15 protein-coding genes are annotated in these 20,401 nt (G+C 36.7%); 1 reads left to right on the top strand and 14 read right to left on the bottom strand.

Annotated elements, in window-relative coordinates; all coding sequences use genetic code 11:
• Positions 1 to 13: 13 nt before the first annotated feature.
• The 12 genes from fliG to DAY19_RS02410 form a co-directional block, all read right to left on the bottom strand.
• The gene (gene fliG, locus DAY19_RS02360) at positions 14 to 1,045 is read right to left on the bottom strand and encodes a flagellar motor switch protein FliG (protein ID WP_114705581.1); all 1,032 of its coding nucleotides are present in this window, start codon (positions 1,043 to 1,045) and stop codon (positions 14 to 16) included.
• Between the two features lie 50 nt (positions 1,046 to 1,095).
• Positions 1,096 to 2,757: a flagellar basal-body MS-ring/collar protein FliF gene (gene fliF, locus DAY19_RS02365; protein WP_114705582.1), complete on the bottom strand. Its 1,662-nt coding sequence runs from the start codon at positions 2,755 to 2,757 to the stop codon at positions 1,096 to 1,098.
• Positions 2,758 to 2,822: 65 nt separating this feature from the next.
• A complete protein-coding gene (gene fliE, locus DAY19_RS02370) occupies positions 2,823 to 3,197 on the bottom strand; it encodes a flagellar hook-basal body complex protein FliE (protein WP_199506601.1) in 375 nt (124 codons plus the stop codon).
• Between the two features lie 16 nt (positions 3,198 to 3,213).
• Positions 3,214 to 3,657 (bottom strand): flagellar basal body rod protein FlgC, encoded by a 444-nt coding sequence (flgC, locus tag DAY19_RS02375; protein WP_114705583.1) that lies wholly within the window; start codon positions 3,655 to 3,657, stop codon positions 3,214 to 3,216.
• A gap of 9 nt (positions 3,658 to 3,666) precedes the next feature.
• Positions 3,667 to 4,074, bottom strand: coding sequence for a flagellar basal body rod protein FlgB (gene flgB, locus DAY19_RS02380; RefSeq protein WP_114705584.1), 408 nt, complete (start codon positions 4,072 to 4,074; stop codon positions 3,667 to 3,669).
• Between the two features lie 8 nt (positions 4,075 to 4,082).
• Positions 4,083 to 5,015, bottom strand: a complete 933-nt coding sequence (locus DAY19_RS02385; RefSeq protein WP_114705585.1) for a sigma-54-dependent transcriptional regulator — start codon at positions 5,013 to 5,015, stop codon at positions 4,083 to 4,085.
• 39 nt (positions 5,016 to 5,054) lie between these two features.
• Positions 5,055 to 7,733, bottom strand: coding sequence for a tetratricopeptide repeat protein (locus tag DAY19_RS02390; protein ID WP_114705586.1), 2,679 nt, complete (start codon positions 7,731 to 7,733; stop codon positions 5,055 to 5,057).
• Between the two features lie 237 nt (positions 7,734 to 7,970).
• A complete protein-coding gene (locus DAY19_RS02395; protein ID WP_158536749.1) occupies positions 7,971 to 9,491 on the bottom strand; it encodes a sigma-54-dependent transcriptional regulator in 1,521 nt (506 codons plus the stop codon).
• Positions 9,492 to 9,664: 173 nt separating this feature from the next.
• The gene (locus DAY19_RS15125; protein ID WP_133296865.1) at positions 9,665 to 9,895 is read right to left on the bottom strand and encodes a hypothetical protein; all 231 of its coding nucleotides are present in this window, start codon (positions 9,893 to 9,895) and stop codon (positions 9,665 to 9,667) included.
• Between the two features lie 206 nt (positions 9,896 to 10,101).
• Positions 10,102 to 11,268 carry a methionine adenosyltransferase gene (metK, locus tag DAY19_RS02400; RefSeq protein ID WP_114705588.1) on the bottom strand — a complete coding sequence of 389 codons (1,167 nt, stop codon included), beginning with the start codon at positions 11,266 to 11,268 and terminating at the stop codon, positions 10,102 to 10,104.
• Positions 11,269 to 11,387: 119 nt separating this feature from the next.
• Complete coding sequence (locus DAY19_RS02405) at positions 11,388 to 13,067, bottom strand: hypothetical protein (RefSeq protein WP_114705589.1); 1,680 nt, start codon at positions 13,065 to 13,067, stop codon at positions 11,388 to 11,390.
• Entirely contained in the window at positions 13,051 to 14,466 is a 1,416-nt protein-coding gene (locus DAY19_RS02410; protein WP_114705590.1) for a UDP-N-acetylmuramate--L-alanine ligase, read from the bottom strand. Before DAY19_RS02410 ends, DAY19_RS02405 begins: the two co-directional genes overlap by 17 nt.
• Positions 14,467 to 14,567: 101 nt before the next feature.
• On the opposite strand from DAY19_RS02410, the gene DAY19_RS02415 reads away from it, so the two are divergent.
• Complete coding sequence (locus DAY19_RS02415; protein WP_199506602.1) at positions 14,568 to 16,871, top strand: Fic family protein; 2,304 nt, start codon at positions 14,568 to 14,570, stop codon at positions 16,869 to 16,871.
• Here DAY19_RS02415 and DAY19_RS02420 read toward each other — a convergent pair.
• Together DAY19_RS02420 and ppdK are read right to left on the bottom strand one after the other, a co-directional pair.
• The gene (locus DAY19_RS02420) at positions 16,848 to 17,720 is read right to left on the bottom strand and encodes a serine hydrolase (RefSeq protein ID WP_114705591.1); all 873 of its coding nucleotides are present in this window, start codon (positions 17,718 to 17,720) and stop codon (positions 16,848 to 16,850) included. The two genes, DAY19_RS02415 and DAY19_RS02420, sit on opposite strands and share 24 nt — an antisense overlap.
• A complete protein-coding gene (ppdK, locus tag DAY19_RS02425; RefSeq protein WP_114705592.1) occupies positions 17,720 to 20,371 on the bottom strand; it encodes a pyruvate, phosphate dikinase in 2,652 nt (883 codons plus the stop codon). The genes DAY19_RS02420 and ppdK overlap by 1 nt, the downstream gene beginning before the upstream one ends.
• Between the last annotated feature and the right edge of the window lie 30 nt (positions 20,372 to 20,401).

Below are 20,401 nucleotides of genomic sequence, written 5' to 3' on the forward strand. Positions count from 1 at the left end.
AATTAAATTATTATTAAACAAGTGCGTCGCCGTCTCCACCACGAGAGATGAACGCTTTTCCTTGTTGTTCAAGTTCTTTACATTTATGTACGATTTCTGCTTGAGCTTTTTCAACATCTGAAAGTTTTGTTGGACCAAGAGCATCAAGGTCTTCTTGTAGAAGAGTTGCTGCACGATTTGACATATTTCTAAATAGCTTTGAACGTATTTCTTCTGGTGCAGTTTTAAGTGCAATAACAAGCTTTTGTTGATCAACTTCCTTAAGAAGCGCCTGAATACCACGATCATCAACGTAGACAAGGTCTTCGAAAACGAACATAAGCTTACGAATCTCTTCAGCAAGTTCAGGATCTTTTTCTTCAACTCGACCCATGATGTTCTTCTCAGAATTCTTATCCATAAGGTTAAGCATATCAGCGATAGGCTCAACACCACCAAGTTGATTTGTATCAATTGTTCCAAGAGTAGAAAGTTCAGTCTTAAGAACATCATCAAGTTGTGCAATAAGCTCAGGAGAAACGAAGTCTAGGTTTGCAACCCTTAATACAACTTCGGCTTGAAGTCCTTCTGGTAGACGTCTTAGAACATCAACCTTTCTCTCGGCCGATAAGTGAGCGATGATAAGAGCAATCGTTTGCGGATGCTCATTAATTAAGAAGTTTGCAAGTGTTCTTGTATCAACTAGCTCAAGAGATTCAAGAGTTTGATTTGCACCAACATCAATAATCTGTCCAAGTAGTTGCTTTGCTCTATCTTCACCAAGAGCATTTACGATAAAGTCACGAGAAGAGTTATCAGAGAATAGTAGATCATTTTCTTCATTAAGTTCTGAGTAGAATTCCTCTAGAACTCTCTTGATCATCCAAATAGGAGCTTTCTTAACATTAGACATTGCATTGATAAGACGCTTTACATCGTTATCACGCATATGTGAGAAAATTAGTTGTGTTGTACTTACACCAAGAGAACTAAGCAGAAGTGCTGCTTTGTCTTGTCCTGATAGTAGCGAGTACTCTACATCTGGGTCTAATGATTGATCGGCCACTTTTCTCTCCTCTTCCTTAAAGGGCTCTTTTCCTATTAATTAACATCATACTAAGCAATCGACTTATCCGATTCCTGTGCATGAATCATATCATGTACAATCTGTGCTGCTTTTCCAGGATTAGTCTCAACAAGTGAGATAATCTTTTCACGTAGCATATTTCCTTCAATCTTCTCAGGATTGAGCTTTTCTTCAATTTGTGGAAGAGCATCCTCAAGTCCAGGAAGTTTTTGGTTCGCTTGAACCTTCTCTAATTCTTCAAGAGTTCTTGGTAAGAAATCCTCTACTGTTTCAACTGCGTTATCTGTAACCCACTGAATAAATGGTCTAACAACAACGAAGAAGAAAAGAGAGATCGTTAAACCAATTGCAAGATACTTAAAGATATTCTTGATTAGCTCTCTGTTTTCACGCTCACGCATTAAAGCATCAATTGCTTCAAGATCTTCTTGTTGGAACTCCATATTCTTAATCGTAATCACATCTCCACGACGATCATCGATTCCTAGAGTTGAAGCAACGATTGCTTGAAAGTTTGCAATATCAGCTTCTGACCACGGCTCATACTTTGTAACAGTCTTACCATCAACAGTTTGTGTAACTCTCTTTCCATCTAACATAACTGCAGCTGAAATTTTTCTAACACTTGCTGTTGGCGATTTAGAACGCGTTACCTTCTTAGGTACATTGTAATTACGTGTCGCTAACTCTTTTTTCACGTCATTTCTTGTTTCAGGAACACCTGGCTGAGGCTGTTCACCTGGAAGGTTTGATCTCGCTCCAGGAATCCCCTGTGGAGAAGGACGAGAACCTTGTAAATTCTGTGTATTTGTTACTTCAGAAAGAACGGCCTTATTTTCAGAATCATAACTTGTTTGTGTTGATACACTTTCAGTAAAGTCCATATCAACAGATACTTTAGCGATAACCTTACCGGCACCAACTACTTTTGTTAAGATATCCTCAATTTGGGCTTCATACTTTCTATTAAGTTTTGATTCAAGAGCAAGACGATTTGCTGTATTTGCCGTCATTGCATCTCCGATATTCTCAGATAGCTTCTTTCCTCTATGGTCAAGGATTACAACACCAGTCGGTCTCATCCCTTCAACAGATGAAGCGACAAGAGAAGAGATCCCCTTGATTTCTTGTTCCGTCAGAGTAACACCACGATTTAATTCAAGTACAACAGAGGCACTTGGTGGTTTCTTCTCAGATACAAATGGTGATGATTCAGGAATATTTAAGTGAACACGAGCTCTTTTAACACCTCTAAGGTGCTTAATTGTTTTAATGAGCTCACCTTCTAGTGCTCTTTGCTTATTAACTTTTTGAACAAATGAAGTTGTTCCAAACGATTGGTTATCAAAGACTTCGTAACCAACTGTACCAGAGAACGAAAAACCAGAAGTCATCATTTTTAGACGAACAGTTTCGATCATATCCTCAGGAATACTAACCGTTCTTCCATCTGCTGATGTTTTCTTTTCTACATTATTTTGACTTAAGAAGACCTCAACCTTTGTCATATCCTCTTTATTTAAGTCTGAATAAAGTACCTTATAATTTGTATGTGTGGCCCAAAGGACAACACCTAGTAGGAAGACTAGAATAACTCCAGTTACAGCAAAGAGAGAGATCTTCTTTCCTGCATCGAGCTCACCATAGAACTCTTTGAAGTTTCTTAGCATTTTGTCGAAAAAATCTTTCACGTATCCTCCTGACACCTGAAGCTCTTAATTCATCCTAAATTAAGAGATCATTAACTAGTTATCAACTAGACTTGCATTCTCATTACTTCTTTATATGCATCAATTACTTTACTTCGAACTTGATTCATCGTCTTAAAAGCAATTTCAGCTTTCTCTACGGCCAGCATCGTTTCGTGGATATTCTTACTTTCACCACTAACTAATTTCTCAATTGCCGTATTAGCTTCTTTTTGTAGTTTATTTACATCCATGATCTGATTAGCAAGAAGTTCAGAAAAACTCTGACTCTTTTCAGAAGGAGCAACCTTTGCAATTTCATCAAATCCTTCTAGCTTAAAATCTCCACCTGGCTTCTCTGCTCCACCAGCTGGGTTTGTCCAATCACGCATTTTCTGTGAGTTAAAGACGTCATTCATTGTTGTTATATTATTGATCGCCATGGTTTAACCCCTATTCCTAGTTTCCACTACCAATTTCAAGCGCTTTCATCGCCATACTCTTAGTTGTATTCATTACATTAATATTAGCTTCATAACTTCTTGAAGCTGAAATCATATCTGCCATCTCTTCCATCACATTGATATTCGGATAGGCAACATACCCTTGCTCATTAGCATCTGGGTGATTTGGTTCATACTTTAAAATTGGAGGTCTATCACTTGAGATAACCTCTGTTGCATGAACTGCTTGGGCCTGCTCTTCAAGCTCACCCTCTAGTACATCTGAAAAGCTATCGCGTGCAGGCTCACTACCAAAAGCAACTTCTTTCTTACGATATGGGCCACCTTCAGCAGTTCTAGTCGTTTGAGCATTAGCAATATTTGAAGAAATCGCGGCCATGCGCTTCTTATTTGCAGCAACTCCTGATGAACTAATTTTTAGGCTGGTTAATAAATCCATTTATTCCCCCTACTTCTCAGAGTTAATTGTATATTTCAGCATCCCAAGTTTCTTATTAAGTAACTTTACAGATGCATCGTATAAGATTTTATTTTCGGCCATTTTGGCCATTTCAGCGTCTCTGTCGACAGTATTTCCATCTTCAGAGACGATTCCATTTGGATCTTCATAAATTTCAGGTTGAAGATTATCAAACCCACCATTGCCAACGTCAAAGTGTTTCTCGTCAGAGGTCAACATCTCAAGATTCCCATCAACGTCTAAAGCTCTTTGTAGTGCTTCTTCGAAGTCTACACGTTTTGCTTTATAACCTGGTGTATCCGCGTTAGCGATATTTGAAGTTAAGATCTCATGTCGGATCTGTCTTAAATTCAAAGAAGATGCTAATGCTTTTAATGTTTTGTCCTCAACCCTCATGAATCACCTTATCTTAAGTTAACAAAGTATGAGTTACCATCACCGCGGTACTCATTGATTTTATTTCTAAGAGTTCTAATTGAAACACCTAGAATCTTTGCAGCTTGTGTTCTGTTTTCTGAAGTATGAATAAGTGCCTTCTTGATAAGTAACTTTTCAGCTTCTTTAAGAGACATTAATCTGATCCCTTCTGAATCGTCTTCAGAGATAACATTAACTGCTTTCTTCTCACCGATTTCTAAATGCTCAGCTGAAACTTCATCACCTTCAAAGTTTGCAAGAGCATTTTCAAGAACTGCTTTAAGTTCTTTAACATTATGAGTCCAGTAGTGAGAAAGAATCTTATTCATTGCTTCTTCTTGAACTGAAACTTCTTGACCATCAAGAGTCGTCTTAATAATGTTTCTTGCGATATACTCAAGATCACCAACTCTTTCTCTTAGTGGAGTTAGAGTGATTGAGTTAGACGAGATGAATGTATAAAGGCCACGGTAGAAACGTCCTGCTCCTACTAGCTTTGATAAATTCTTAGTTGTTGTAGCAACCATTCTTACGTCAATTTCGTAATCTTGTAATTCACCTAGAATTTTGTGTAATTTCTTTTGAAATGTATCTTCAAGACCATCTACGTTTACTAGAACTACTGTTCCACCATTAGCATTTTCAAATGCACCTTTGATAAAACGTCCAGTTTCTGGATCTCTGTAACCTAAGATTTCATTTTCAACTTGGTTTGACTCATTTGAACAATCAACTGTTACAAATGGCTTACCTTGTCTTGTCGAGTTTTCGTGAATGAAACCCGCTAGAGTCTTCTTTCCAACACCTGCCTCACCTACAATAAGCACTGGTGCTTTTGTAACAGCAACATTGTTTGCAACTTTTAAAGCTTTAACAATTTTAGGATCCTGTCCAAAAAGTTCTGCTGTAAACGTATTCATTTGACCTCCTGTCTGTCATGCCCGATCCGTGGGCAAAAATTAAAGTGTACGTTTCTTTAAATTAATAAGTGTTAATTCACTTCTAACTAATTCTTTTAAATATTCCTTCGCATCTTTGTCATTTAAGATCTCATTTAAAAGCTTCTCACCAAGTGTGAAGTTGTTCTTCTTTAGGCTTTCCTTTCCTAATAAGAACTTTACGCGATTCTTATATAATGACTTATCGAACTCAGTAAGAAAGCTTTCTGCTTCTGCTGTTGCCCACTTACTATTCTTATTAAATAAAATTTCAACTCTTTGATAATTAACCTGCTCTCTTAGACCTTTTGCAACGCTTTCCGGAACATGAAATTCACTAGCATCTTTAAGAAGGGCCTGTGAAACCTTTAGGTACTTATCATACTTCTTGCTTTCATAGATTGATTCGAGATAGAACTCGATTGAGTCGATTAAGTCTTTTGCATCAATAGTGTTCGCATTTGCACCACTTGCATAAAACTTTTCATATTCTTTTTCTGCCTTTGCATACTCACCCTTTTTGTAGTGAGCTAGGGCCTTATAGAAAGTGATTTTTTCAAAGTTTGGATATGATTTTTGAGTACTAGCAATTATACGATCAACAGATGCATAATTTTTTAACTTCAAATTTCTTAGGATTTGTAATTCGTTCTTGTATAAGTCCAATTTCTTAACTTCCTTGCGTGGAACCCATAGTGGAAATGTGTGAGCAGTTTCCTTTTTGCTCGCTAACATTTTCTCATACATTTTTTGAAATCCATCCCAGAGTGTAAGATTTATATACGATTTTGCGATAATAAATTGTATTTCTGGATCAGCACCTATCTTTTTGAAATATGTATTCTTATAGATCTCCCAAGCACGGATTGCACGAGCAAATTTCCCCTCTGCAAAATTTGATTTAATGATCCCGTACACAATTTCTGCACCATCTGCTTCAAATACTTTCTTTTCACTAATCTTCATTGCTGCAACTGGAAGAGCTGTCAGAAATGTCAGAGCTTCCTCATACTTACCGTCAACGATGTAGCTACGAAGACGTGTTTGCCATAAGAGCCTCTCTAAGTTAGCGTTAAGCTTCTTATCTGTTCCCTTATCTAGGAATACTCTCGTTTCATTATCCTGTTCACTTCTCTTGTTCTTTCTAATTGTACGAAGACCAACATAGCGAATACGGGCCTCAAGACTAACATCTTGATTCTGTGCTCGATTAATTGCATTCTTGTAAAGCTCAAGGACTTCATTTTTTGGACGGTCCTGAAGGTCTGCAATCAAGGCCATACGTAACCTTGCCTGTGCTGACTCGCTCATGAAAGAATATTTAGAGATAAACGTGTCATAAATTCTAAATGCTTTACTATAATTTGCTTGTCTAAAGTATGCTTCAGCAGCGTTATAGTAAATAGAACCTAAGTACTCTCCCTTAGTAGACTGTTCAAATGATTCAAAAGCCTCAATAGCCTTTTCTTCATCATTTTGTCTTAGGTATGTATAAATCTCATAAGCCTTAAGCTTTTGTTTAGAGATTATCTTAATTAGAGTTTTGTCATTAATAAGGTTTTTTACTTTATCAACTTGGTTTAAATTGGCCAATGAAGCTAAGATGAACTCACCCATATATTCAAGTTCTTCATAGTCAAAGTTTTCTTTTGCATCACTAAAGAAGCGCTTAGCGTATTTTAAAGCCTTTACGTAATCTTTTCTTTCACGATAGAAAGTAACAAGATACTTATAAAGACCTTTTCTCATTTCATAATTATCAGTACGATCGACAATATTCGTATACATTGAAACAGCTGTATCAACAGGCTTTAGATCACCTTTTTCTAAAGTTTCACGTAATAGAGCATTTGCCTTCATATAATCATTGTAGGCATTGTAATTATTTGGAAACTTCTTCTCGTAAAGCTTAATTGATTTATACATCAATCCCCATTTAGCTTTTCTGTACAAGTTCAAAGTAAGTTGCATATGGGCCTGAGAATCACTTTTTTCATAATCAAAGTTCTTGATTGGAAAGAAGTATTCTGCAGTTTTTCTATCGAGTCTAATTTGATTTTTCAACTTTGGAGCTAAAGGCTCATAATTCCAAATGAAAGAAGCTCCATATCTGAAGTCTTTATATTCTTTTTCTTTCTTAGGAGCCTTCTTAACAATTTTCTTTCTTACTTTCTTCTTAGGCTTTTTCTTTACCTGTGTTGAAGCCTTTTTAACGAACTTAGGTGTCGACATCTTCGCTTCATTAGTATCTCTTTTTACTAGTTTAGGAAGTGTCTTTATGGCAGCTTGTTTATTACTAACTTGGCCATCTTTCCAAAAGTCTACGTAGTAAGCACGATCACGATTTTTATAAAAAGAGAAAACTTCAACATTCTTCTTTAGAGAGAGAGTAATTGTAAAAACATTATTTCCAGAAGTTGGCTCTGTGTAAGAAACTCTCTTTATATACTTAGATGAAGAAAAGTTCTTAAGCCCTTCTCTTACTTGCGTATAGACATCTCCATCAAGAGTTGAAAACGATACTTCAGTACTAGACTTAGTTACATTTACAAGCTTCTTATCTAGAAAGAACTTAACTCTTAGAAAATCATTATGAATTTCAGGTGTAACAACATTTGCGGAAGCTGTACTAAGGATAGCAACACTAAAAAAGAGTGCTATAAAAGATAAGAAATTTTTGAAATTAAAATCTTTCTTCATGATGGTAGAAACTTCCTGTTTCAAATTTAATAACGTCAATTATTTGGCAATTTCTTCTTCCTGAAGCATGCCCTAACCTATTTTACTATATTTTGAGTTATTTCAAAGGAAAATTTTTCTCATGGGACAATTTTTCCGTGTCAAAGTAATGTCATGACAGATAATCAGTGATTTAAAAAGCCGACTATGAAAGTCGGCTAAAGTATTGGTGTCAATTTGGCATTGAAACAATGTGATTTATTGTTGAATTGAAAAATCTAAATTTCGCTTCTTCATTTTTTCGATTAATGTCGTTCGATTCATCTGAAGAAGTTTAGATGCTTGATTCTTATTCCCATTAGTCTTTGTAAGGGCCTGACGAATTAAGGACTCTTCTACTTCACTCATGAAGTCTTTAAGATTAAGTCCATTATCAGGAAGATTAACAAGATCTTCTGTATCTATTGCACTACGGTTTGTTAATGCAAGGATCTTAGGAGGTAAGTCTTGTGGACGTATTTTATTTCCACCTCTTAAGATTACTAAACGCTCAATAAGGTTTTCTAGCTCTCTTACGTTTCCTGGCCATTCATAAGACATAAGAATTTCAAATGTCTCATCATCGAGCTCAATATCATTTCTCCCATCTGCACTTACAAAGCGAGATAAGAAATAAGAAATTAATAATGGGATATCTTCTCTTCTATCTTTAAGAGCTGGAATCTTTATAGGAATTACATTTAAACGGTAATAAAGGTCTTCTCTGAAGTTACCTTGCTGTACAGAATCTTCAAGGTCTCTGTGTGTCGCTGTAATAATACGAACGTCCACAGGAGTCGTTACAGTAGATCCAACACGTTCAATTTCTCTTTGTTGTAAAACTCTTAATAATTTAACTTGTAAAAGGAGTGGCATATCCCCAATTTCATCTAAGAAAATTGAGCCTTCATTGGCCGCTTCAAAACGTCCCATTCGACTTGAAACTGCACCTGTAAATGCTCCCTTTTCGTGGCCAAATAGCTCACTTTCAAGAAGCTCACCAGGAATGGCCCCACAATTAACGTTAACAATCTTCTTAGACTGGCGTTTAGAGCATTGGTGAATGGCCCGTGCAACAAGCTCCTTCCCAGTACCAGAAGGACCACCAATTAAGACAGTAGAGTTTGAGGCTGCAACCTTCTTAATACGCTCAAAGATCTTTTGCATAGGTTTAGAGCGTCCAATCATACCGCAGAAAACATCTTCTTCAGTTGGCATCTCTAACTTATAGCGTTTACCTAGCGATCGTTTTTCATTCTTTTGCTGAATATTATTACTAACCTCAAGGCTTTCACGATATTCAAGCTTATTCATCAGTGCCTTCACAACAAGATCCTTAAGATCTTCTAGTTCAAATGGCTTTGTTAAATAATGAAATACACCCTTCTTAGTTGCAGCAATGGCCGTTTCAATAGAAGCGAAGCCTGTCATTGCAATTGATGCAAATGTCAGTCCTCTCTCCTTGAGAAGGTCTATCAGATATAAACCATCTGAAGAACTATCTTCAAAACTTATATCCGTAATCAAGCAGAAACGATTTACAGAGTTTGCTGTAATATGCTCTATTGCTGAATTTGGAGAGCTGAAGCTAAAGACTTCAAGATTGATTTTTTTACTAAGATATTTTGTAATCATCGCAGAGAGAGTTTGATCATCCTCTACGACAATAATGACCGGTTTTAGTGATTGGTCGATTTTTACTTCATTTGCTGACTCTTCGTTCGTGAATGTATCAGTCAAAAAATTAAAATCATTTTTCATGTGTTGTTGCCTCTCATCTTGAGCGGTTAAAAATTGTCCCAACAAAATGGTATCGAACAATCTGTAGACGTGTCAATTTTTTAACACCACAACATTTCTGCCACACAACGGTTAAGTGCCTAATTTTATTGATTTTTGTATCTAAAAGTTTCTTACAGTCCGTGAATAAGTTCTAAAAAGTAGTGAACTATTTTATCAGGACCTCCTGCCATCACCCAAAGAAAGAGAAAGAATGTTGAGATAGCTGAGAGCATAGCAAAGAATAGCGGCGGAATGGTATAGCCTCTTAGCCAGTAGTAATAGGCAAAACGGCCACCTATGATCATAATAGGTATCGACCAAAATGGTGTGTATCGTAATGTGAACATGAAGAATTCATTCATAGGATAAGTATAATCGCATTTGAAAAAAAAGAAAGGCTCCTTTCGGAGCCTTCTATACTATAAGCAAAGTGCTTTAAATTTTTCGACATAAGATAATTCTTCCCAAGGGACATCCTGCGGCAAAAGTGCCCCAAAGGGCAGTTTTGAAGCTGAGATGGATGTGACTCGAGAAAGCTAGCCTAGCGAAGCGATGGCGCGGCTTTCGGTTAAAGGCAAAGAGCTTTTAACTTCTCCACATAGCTTAATTCTTCCCAAGGAAAGAAACCATCTTTACTTCTACCAAAGTGCCCGTAAGCAGCAGTTGGAGAATAGATTGGTCTTAGAAGATCAAGTCTTTCGATAATCGCCGCTGGCTTCATATCAAAAATTTGATTAACAGCATTGTTGATCTTAGCAACATCAACTTTTTCTGTACCAAAAGTATCTACTAGAAGTGACATTGGCTCAGCTACACCAATTGCATATGCAACTTGAACTAGAGCTCTCTCAGCAAGACCTGCGGCAACGATATGCTTTGCGATTTGTCTTGTTGCGTATGCCGCTGAACGGTCAACTTTTGTTGGATCTTTACCAGAGAATGCTCCACCACCGTGTGCACCGTGACCACCGTATGTATCAACGATAATCTTTCTACCTGTTAGACCACAGTCACCCATTGGCCCACCAATAACAAATTTACCAGTTGGGTTGATGAAGTATTTTGTGTTGTTATCAACAAGTGATGCTGGAACAACTTTATTAACAACTTCTTCTCTAACTGCTTCTTGAACTTGTGCAAGAGTCATTTTGTCAGAGTGTTGAGTTGAAACAACAATTGCATCAATACGAGAAAGTTTTCCATCTTCATACTGAGCAGAAACTTGTGTCTTACCGTCAGCTCTTAGTTCACCAAGAGTACCATCTTTTCTAACTTCAGAAAGTCTCTGAGCAAGTTTGTGAGATAGATCAATAGTCATTGGCATGTAGTTATCTGTTTCATCACATGCGTAACCAAACATTAGACCTTGGTCACCTGCACCAAGCTCAGTATAAGTTCCTTCACCTTCGTTTACACCTTGAGCGATATCTGGTGACTGCTTATCAAGAGCAACCATTACACCACAAGTGTTAGCGTCAAAACCTTTATCTGAGTGATCATAACCAATCTCTCTAATTTTATTTCTTACTGTTTCTTGAAAGTCTACGTTTGCTTTAGAAGTAATTTCTCCAGCAAGTACGACTAGTCCAGTTGTTACCATAGTCTCACATGCAACACGTGATTTTGGATCTTGTTCTAACATTGCGTCTAGAACAGCATCACTAACTTGGTCAGCAATTTTGTCAGGGTGCCCTTCTGTTACTGATTCAGAAGTAAATGTGAAATCTTTTAGCACTGCCTCTTCTCCTAGCTATAAATAATTAATACACTAATAATTAATTGAATATACTGCTAGAGAGCCGTTTTAACAAGCTTTTTGACAACTATTTTCAAGTAGTTAGACTCAATAAAAAACTAGTAGTCGCTCTTTTTGACGAAGTATTTGAAATAATGTGGATTTCGATACTTATAAAACTTATCTTGTTTCACTGAATGTACATAAACTTTATTTTTATACTTATACACATCATAGCTATCACCTTCGACATCTTTAAATTCATAAAGAAAATCGAGGTTTTTACGCTTTAATAAAGTATTTAAACGTTTTGTGTCGTGAATTAAAGGTCCTGTTCTCTCAGGCATACTTTCATACTCATCCCAAAGGCTCGACATATCAATACGACCAAGCATTGATGCACGAGAAAAATAACGAGTTGCTTTAAAGTCTTCGTCTGGCCTTCTTAATTCTTCTAAAACCATCTTTAAGTTTTTGGCCCTTAACTTTCTAGCGGAACGTGATTGATCCGGACAAAAGATTCCTTTTGAAGCTGGAATAAAGAAGTAAGTAAACGAGAACTGTCCTCGTTTAAAAAGAACATTCAACCAAGGATATTGTTTTGTTTTAGAAACTCCATTTTCTATAAGTGCATCAAAAAATGGTTCATTAGGTTCAATCGTATTATATTCTGGGTTATCCACTCGATTGATAACGACTTTGGCAACGTCACGTCTTTCACTTCCGTAACTATCATCAAGGCGGCCGACTTCATGAATTAGAATTGTTTCAAGTGCATATAGCTTTCGATAAATTTCTTTTTGCTTTTTCCAAAACTTGTAAACAAGAGCTGACTTGTCATAAACATAGTGACTAAGGGCATATCGGGCCTTGCTCTTATCTTCAAAAATCTTCTTTAAAATATCACTCTTGGTTTTACTCTTCTTAAGAAGATCAACGTAATAATTTTCACGCTCAATAATCTTCTTCTCCCAATACTTTATCCGCTTGTATGTTTTCTTATGACCACGACGTAAGACACGATCAAGTCGATCGATAAGATCTGAAATATCATAACGTAAGTCTTCAGTAAGAAACGGCTCATCAAAGCCAATAATACGTAAATAAACACTATCAATTAATGAACGAAGAGAAAGGTCAGAGCGTCCTCTTTTGGAATCAACACTTCCATCTTCTACAATCTTTCTTAATAAGTAAGTTGAATTAGATTTAGCTTTTCCTTCAGGTGTTTCAATATCTTTATATTTATCGTATTCAGATCTCAAGTGAAGATGATCCACTGGGAACTTAAATGACTGAAAGAAGTATAGACTTCCAAGATACCTTTCAAAGTCTTTTAGAAACTTCTTTATCTCTACTTTTGACTTGATCGCTAATGTAGACTTTTCATCTAAAGTCTTTGCATAGCGATAGTGATAGTTGTGTTGCATCGCTTTTTCAAATTGAGATTTAATTTCTCTATTTCTTGCCAAGACTTTTCTAAATGAGCGCATTTTAGATAATCTTTTTTTGATATTAGCAATCCACTCTCTTTTTTTCTTCATTAGAGGCAGGTGCTCACTAATGGCATCATCATCTAATTGGCCATCTAACTTGAAAGGAATAAAGATTCCATCACCCAGAAAGTCTTTATAGAGTTTTTTCGATTTGTTATAGACTTGCATATTACAAGTTGCTTTGTATTGTGCTCTATGAAGACTAAGATAATTTTTAATTACCTCTGAATCACTTGGTCCCTTAGCAAAGATCGTGCTGACTAAGAATAGGATGGAAATGGAATACTTATAAAGTTTTAACAAACTCGCTACTCCATAATCCAAGACATGAGCTATTACTCATAACAAGCTGGATACTATCTTTATTAGAATTCTCTTTAATTAATGAAATCAGCATATCTAATTCAGTTACAATTGATGTTTTTACACCGATACCATCGAGATCTGCTTTAAGTTTTTCAACATCAAGATCCCCCTGTCCCTTGGCCGTAGTAGGTCTCATTGGTTTTATGATAGTTGCGCTTGCAACATCCTTAAGAGAGTCAACAAAACGCTCTTGAAAAAGATCACTTCTTGCTGTCGCAGAGCCCGGTTCAAGATATGCGTGAATCTTCTTACCTGGATACTTAAGAGAGATCGCACTTACAGTTTCTGTAACGGCAGTTGGGTGGTGGGCAAAGTCATCAATGATAGGAGATTCATTAAACTCACCTTTCACTTCTTGTCTTCTTTGCACCATTTTCAAATCAAGAATTCCTTCTTGTATTTCATCAACTGTTTTCCCAGCTTTTAATGCAACGATGATAATAGATGTTAGATTTAAAATATTATGCATTCCCATAAGATTGGTCTTAAAGGTATGCTCCCCTTGAGAGCATTTCATGCTAAAAGTAGATAATCCATTTTCAACATTGATAATTTTTACGTTCTCACGACTATATTCTGACCACGACTTATCGGCCGTTTTAAGATCTTTAATACTTTCCCACTCTGAACAAGCGATCACTTCATCTACTTCAGGTAAGATCGCCTTAAATTCATCTTTAATATCTTCAATTGATTCAAAGATATCAGCATGATCAAATTCAAGAGATGTAATAATTAATGTATTAATAAAGTATGAACGAAACTTAGAATACTTTTCAAAATATGCTGAGTCATACTCATCAGACTCGATAAAGAAATACTCTCCTTCACCAGTTCTTGCAGGTGGCCTCTCATCCATTACCCCACCAATTAAATAACCGGGATTCATTCCAAGCTTTTCAAATAATTGAACTCCAAAATAAGTTGTTGTTGTCTTTCCATGTGTTCCAGACACACCAACAACTTTCTTATTTTTTAAAACGAAAGCACCAATAGCAGCCGGAAACGAACAGAATGGAATACCAAGTTCTTCAAGCATGCGAGCATCATCAGATTGTCTTGCTACAACATTACCTACTACAATCAGGTCATAACCTTTAATAATGTCTTTTAAGTTTTCATCTTCGAGATTAAAAATATCGATTCCAGAAGACTCTAGATAGGTACTCATTGGAGGATAGAACATACGATCGGCGCCGGCCACTTCAAGGCCAGACTCTTTTAATAGACAAGCTGCTGCTCCCATACCTGTCCCACATATGCGATAGAAGAAAACCTTCTTCACATTTGTAACATCCTGTAATTTCGTAATATCCATATAATTAGCTAAATTCATTAAAATCTCCAAGTGGCTAATATTGTATCTCTTTATAGAAAAAAAATTAAGGCAAATAATATTCCTGACGAAAAGAGATAAGTATTACATTGAGGGAATTGATGAAGATGAATTTTTATAAAATGAACTTACTTTACCTAATACTATTATTTGGTTGTACAAGTATTAATTTTACTCAGACAACACTTAAGAGAAACCCATCTTCAATCACAGGAATTGAAAAAGAGTCTTGTCTACGTGCACTTTCAAGCTTCCTTGATGTGAATTCAAATAGTGTCGAAGTTGAAACCTTAGAAAATGCGTTAAATTATAAATACACTGGCAAAGACCTTTCTGCCATGAAACTAGGGATAGAGTCCACATACTTTGTTGATTATGAACATACAGCTCTACATTTAAATAAAATATACAATGGTGATACTACCTTAAGAAATAGTGATCATCCTTATCAGTATAATGGTGAAAAGAAATTACTACGTGCTGCTATTGGTGGAAAACAAAATCGAAAGAGCTGGAGTGAGCCTGCTATCCATAACTACATGGAAACAAGAAGTTATCTAATGGAAGAAAAGCCAGACTTTAACTTCGATGAATACCTAAGAGCACATGCCAGCATGATGAAGGATGGAATAGAAAGTGTTAGAGAGGATCAATTAGGTAGTGTTCGTAAAGAGTATTGGTATGGGAATGAAATGGGTTCAGGAATATCAGAACAGGCCCTTAAGAATATTGAATATAATCCTTATCTAACTTTTGAAAAGGCTCCAGCAGAGGGCATGGGCTATATGGCCGAGGAAGGGAAAGTTAGAGGAAAGATCCACTACCCTCAGGTCGAAAAGCTAAGTGATACAGCGAAAGAAAGACTTGAAGCCTTTGCACCTGAAACGGCAGCTAAAGTAAAAAAAATACAGGAAAGAAATGTTAAGGCCACTCCTGAGCTAATTGAAGAAGTTGTTAGAAAACTTTCAGAAGAGAGATTTGATTTTTTTGCAAAAGAAAGAGAAAAGATTGGAGCAATAGATACAATTGAAAAAGCTGAAGAATATATTGAATTGGTTGCACAATTACAAAGAGATATTGTCTCAATCCATCCAACTCCAAATGGAAATGGAAGAACCTCAAGAGTCTTTGCTCTTAATTATGCTCTAATGAAAGAAGGTCTACCTCCAGCAAGATTAGCTTTCCCAAGTAATGACTTATACATGTCAGACGAAGAATGGGCACAACAAGTAAAAGAAGGGATTCTAAACACAATTAGACTTTATAAAGATTTAAATTATAGAGTGAGTTCAGGTATTCCATTAGAGGGATCTCCTCAACTCGCTTTCCCAAGTGCACCGAAGTTTACAGATATTGATTATAAGAAATATTCTTCACCAGATAAAATTGAAGACTATACAAATGCTGCTGTCGATATCGGTCAATATGCACAATACCTAGAACAAGCAAAAGCCTTAAATGGAAATACGCGAATTACGAAAGAGCAACTTGCAAAGATCAATAAAGACTTTGAAGAGTTCTTTAAAAAGAATAATATCTTTTATCGCCATAAGAAAGAAGGTGATCAACTTGTAAGTCTAAATTTTGCAGACACAGACTTTAGAACATCTTTTGGTAGTCGCTCATATCGTTCAAAAGAAACATATGATTATAAAATGGACCGATGGTACTCTGAAGATATTGTTTGGCGTGGACTCTCAAGAAAAAACCAAGAGATTCAAGAGGAAGAGATAATCGGAATGTTTGAATCATTTCATACTCAAATTCTTTCAAATAACGTTGTAAGAAAAGTTAATGGAAATTCAAGCCAACAACAAATCCGAGATGCTATTTTTACTGATTTTAAACAATACAATGATGATTTATATTCGCAAAATGGAAAGTTAGTTCAAATGGCAAAGGATCATTCTGAAACTGGTCCTCTGTATGGGCAAAGCTATGGATACTCAACATCAAAGAACCGAACAGTCGGAAAAGCTTTTGCGATGGGTGCAATGGTAATTGCAGAATATGGACAACACCACGAACTTCAGCACCTATTGAAATCTAGAGTCCTTATCGGAATGCGAAGAGCAAAGAAAGATGTCGATTTAGGTAGACTTAAACAAGTACGAAATGACTTTTCTTATATGTATGGACGTCAACAAGAAGTTATGGGAATCGGTGGAGCCGATCCTGATTCAGTAATGACAGTTCAATTAATTGATGAAGAAGGAAAAACAATCAAGACATACGTACGTGATGTTAATGATCCAAAACGAATACTCTTACTAGATGGAGATGTTGAAGACTTCTATAATATAGATGAATCTAAGATTGAAAAGGTTATTGAATTAACGAGTGATGATCCAAACATACAGTTAATTTCAATGTTTATAGACCTAGAATTCCAAGCTACGGCGTAATGCATTTAATTTGGCACGATCATTCCAATAACCGAGAACCTCATTGCACAGGAGAACAACTCCTGTGTTTGTTTCGGGAGTAATCCACATTGATGTTCCAGTAAATCCGAGATGCCCAAATGTATTAGTTGTTGCACCACTTCCAGCGAGCGTGTTTGAAGGATTTAAAACACTGTCCCAACCATTAATAAAGCGATGATCACTTTGTCTTTTCGTATTTTGAATTAATGAATAACTCTCTTGTGCCTTTAGTAATGTTCGACATACTCCATCGATTGTACCAAAGAGTCCTGCGTGAGAAACCTTCTCCCCAATAACATATGCATTGTCATCGTGCACTTCACCATCGATTAGCTGCCTTTGTCTTCGACCAGTGGGAGCACAAATTTCATCTTCGATATCAAGCCAGTGGACAATCTCCTCATCCCACATTGGTGAAACTAAGTCGTAGAGATTTTCTTTTTTTTCAATTTCTAACTGAAGCCTTAGAGCACCAAAGTCAGAATAGACGGTATCACTTTCTTTAATTGCATAAGATGATACTTGCTTGCGCCAAGAATCACGTGAAAGCCTTCCCCATGCCTTTAGTCCTCCACGATGATTGAGTAGGAGTTTCATGTCATCATTAAAGAATTCGGGGCTTTTTAAATAAGAGAAGCCTAAAGTAAACGGCTTTGTAAGAGAAGCGAGATCAAAATAAACTTTTTGGCCTTTCAAAAAAGGGTTATCGTATAAAGAATAACTCTCATATGATTTCTTTTTAAAGTCTATATGAGCAAGAGCAAGGCAGTTAAAATTATAACTGCCAAACTCATTTGCTACATTATTTATGATCTCTTCTAAATTCATTATTTGTTGCGTATTACTGCTTGAGCTGCAGCTAAACGTGCAATTGGAACTCGGTATGGTGAGCAAGAAACATAATCAAGGCCAATTCTATGACAGAAGTCGATTGATTTAGGCTCTCCACCATGTTCTCCGCAAATACCAACGTGAATTTCTTTATTGGCATTTCGGCCTTGTTCAGTTGCAAATTTAACAAGATAACCAACACCTTCTTGATCAAGTGAAACAAATGGATCACTTGGAAGAACTGATTTTGAAATATACTCAGTTAAGAAACGTCCAGCATCATCACGAGATAATCCAAAAGTAGTTTGAGTTAAATCATTTGTTCCAAAAGAGAAGAAGTCAGCATGCGTTGCAATATCGGCTGCAGTAATGGCCGCACGAGGAAGTTCAATCATCGTACCAAGCTTATAATTAAACTCTTTATCACCTCTAACTTGTTCAATCGTTGCAACTAAGATCTCTCTAAGAATTGATAATTCTTTTGCTGTTGCGACAAGAGGAATCATTATTTCAGGTCTTACATCGACACCTTCATCAATTGATTCAAGTGCTGCTTGTGTAATGGCCGTTACCTGCATTGTATAGATCTCAGGATAAGTAATTCCTAAACGACACCCTCTATGCCCTAGCATTGGATTAAATTCGTGTAGTCTTTCACAACCCTCTTCAATCGTCTTTAATTCAACATCAATATACTCTGCCAATTCTTTTTTATCTTCTAACTCATGTGGAAGAAATTCGTGAAGAGGAGGATCTAGAAGTCGAATATTTACAGGTTTTCCATCAAGGGCCTTAAATATTCCTTTAAAGTCCTCTTTTTGATATGGAAGTAATTTCTTAAGTGCTTTTTCTCTATGAGAAGTTGAATCTGCAAAAATCATCTCACGAACGGCAAGAATTCTTTCTGGTTCAAAGAACATATGCTCAGTTCGACAAAGGCCAATTCCTTCAGCACCAAACTTAACAGCAGTCTCACTGTCTTCTGGATTATCAGCATTAGTTCGAACTCTTAAGGTTCTAATTTCATCGGCCCACGCCATAAACTTTGCAAAGTCTGCATTTATTTCAGCGTCAAGTGTTGGAACTTCACCTTCAATAACTTCACCAGTTCCACCATCAAGTGTTATGAAGTCACCTTCTACATATTTCTTATCACCAACAATCATGGTGCGATTCTTACTATCCACTAGAATTTCTGAACAACCAGCAACACAAGGTTTTCCCATCCCACGAGCGACAACGGCCGCGTGAGAAGTCATCCCTCCACGAGCAGTTAGAATTGCTTGAGCTGCGGCCATTCCCGCAATATCTTCTGGTGAAGTCTCTTGGCGAACAAGAATAACTTTTACACCATTTTCATGCATACTAGTTGCATCATCAGAATGGAAAACAATCTTTCCGGCACCAGCACCAGGAGATGCTGGAAGACCTTTAGCAATGATATTCTTCGTTGCATCTGGATCAAGTCTTGGGTGTAGAAGTTGATTAAGCGCTTCTGGATCGATTTGCATAAGTGCTTCTTCCTTCGTCACAATCCCTTCTTCCTCAAGATTTACAGCTATTTTAAGAGCTGCTGCTGCAGTTCTCTTACCATTACGAGTTTGTAGAAGATAAAGTTTATTAGCTTCAATCGTAAACTCGATATCCTGCATATCTTTATAATGCTTTTCAAGTTGCTGATAAAGATCTGTTAACTCGGCAAATGCCTTTGGCATATATTCTTCAAGTGTTTTTTCACTTCGATTAGAATCATTCTTTGAACATTCATTAATTGGAGCCGGCGTTCTAATTCCTGCAACAACATCTTCCCCTTGTGCATTCACAAGATATTCACCAAAGAACTTCTTTTCACCATTAGATGGGTCACGTGTGAAACAAACACCTGTTGCACAATCGTCTCCCATGTTTCCAAAGACCATGGCCTGAACATTAACAGCTGTTCCCCAATCTCCTGGAATTCCATTTAACTGACGATACTTAATTGCGCGAGGGTTATCCCAAGATCCAAAGACTGCTTCAATAGCAAGCCAAAGTTGTTCCATTGGATCTGTTGGAAATTTCTTACCTGTTTCTTGAGCAATAATTTGTTTATAAACTTTAACAAGGTTTTTAAAATCTTTTGCATCAAGTTTTGTATCAGAGTCTACACCTTTTGCTTCTTTCAAATCTTCTAGAGTTGATTCCAAAAGAGAATGACTCATTCCCATAACAACGTTTGCATACATCTGTATAAAACGACGGTAAGAGTCCCAAGCAAATCTTTCGTTATCAGACTTCTTACTTAGGGCCTCGACTGTTTCATCATTTAATCCTAGATTTAAAACAGTATCCATCATTCCAGGCATTGATACTCTTGCCCCTGAACGTACAGAGAAAAGCAGAGGATTATCTCCACCTCCAAAAGTCTTACCTGTTGAAGACTCAACAAGCTTTAATGCTTCTTCTACTTGCTTTTTAATATCGTCATTAAACGACTTAGTTTTTTGATAATCGATACAGGCTTCTGTTGTAACAGTAAAACCTGGAGGGACCGGTAATCCAAGAGAAGACATCTCAGCTAGGTTGGCACCTTTACCACCTAGAAGGTTTTTCATGTCTTTGTTACCTTCAGTTTTTTCTTTTGAAAACGAGTAAACCCATTTACTCATAACTGCGCTCCTTGCTTAGTATAGAAAAAA

The organism is Halobacteriovorax vibrionivorans, from assembly GCF_003346865.1.
Classification (GTDB): Bacteria; Bdellovibrionota; Bacteriovoracia; order Bacteriovoracales; family Bacteriovoracaceae; genus Halobacteriovorax_A; species Halobacteriovorax_A vibrionivorans.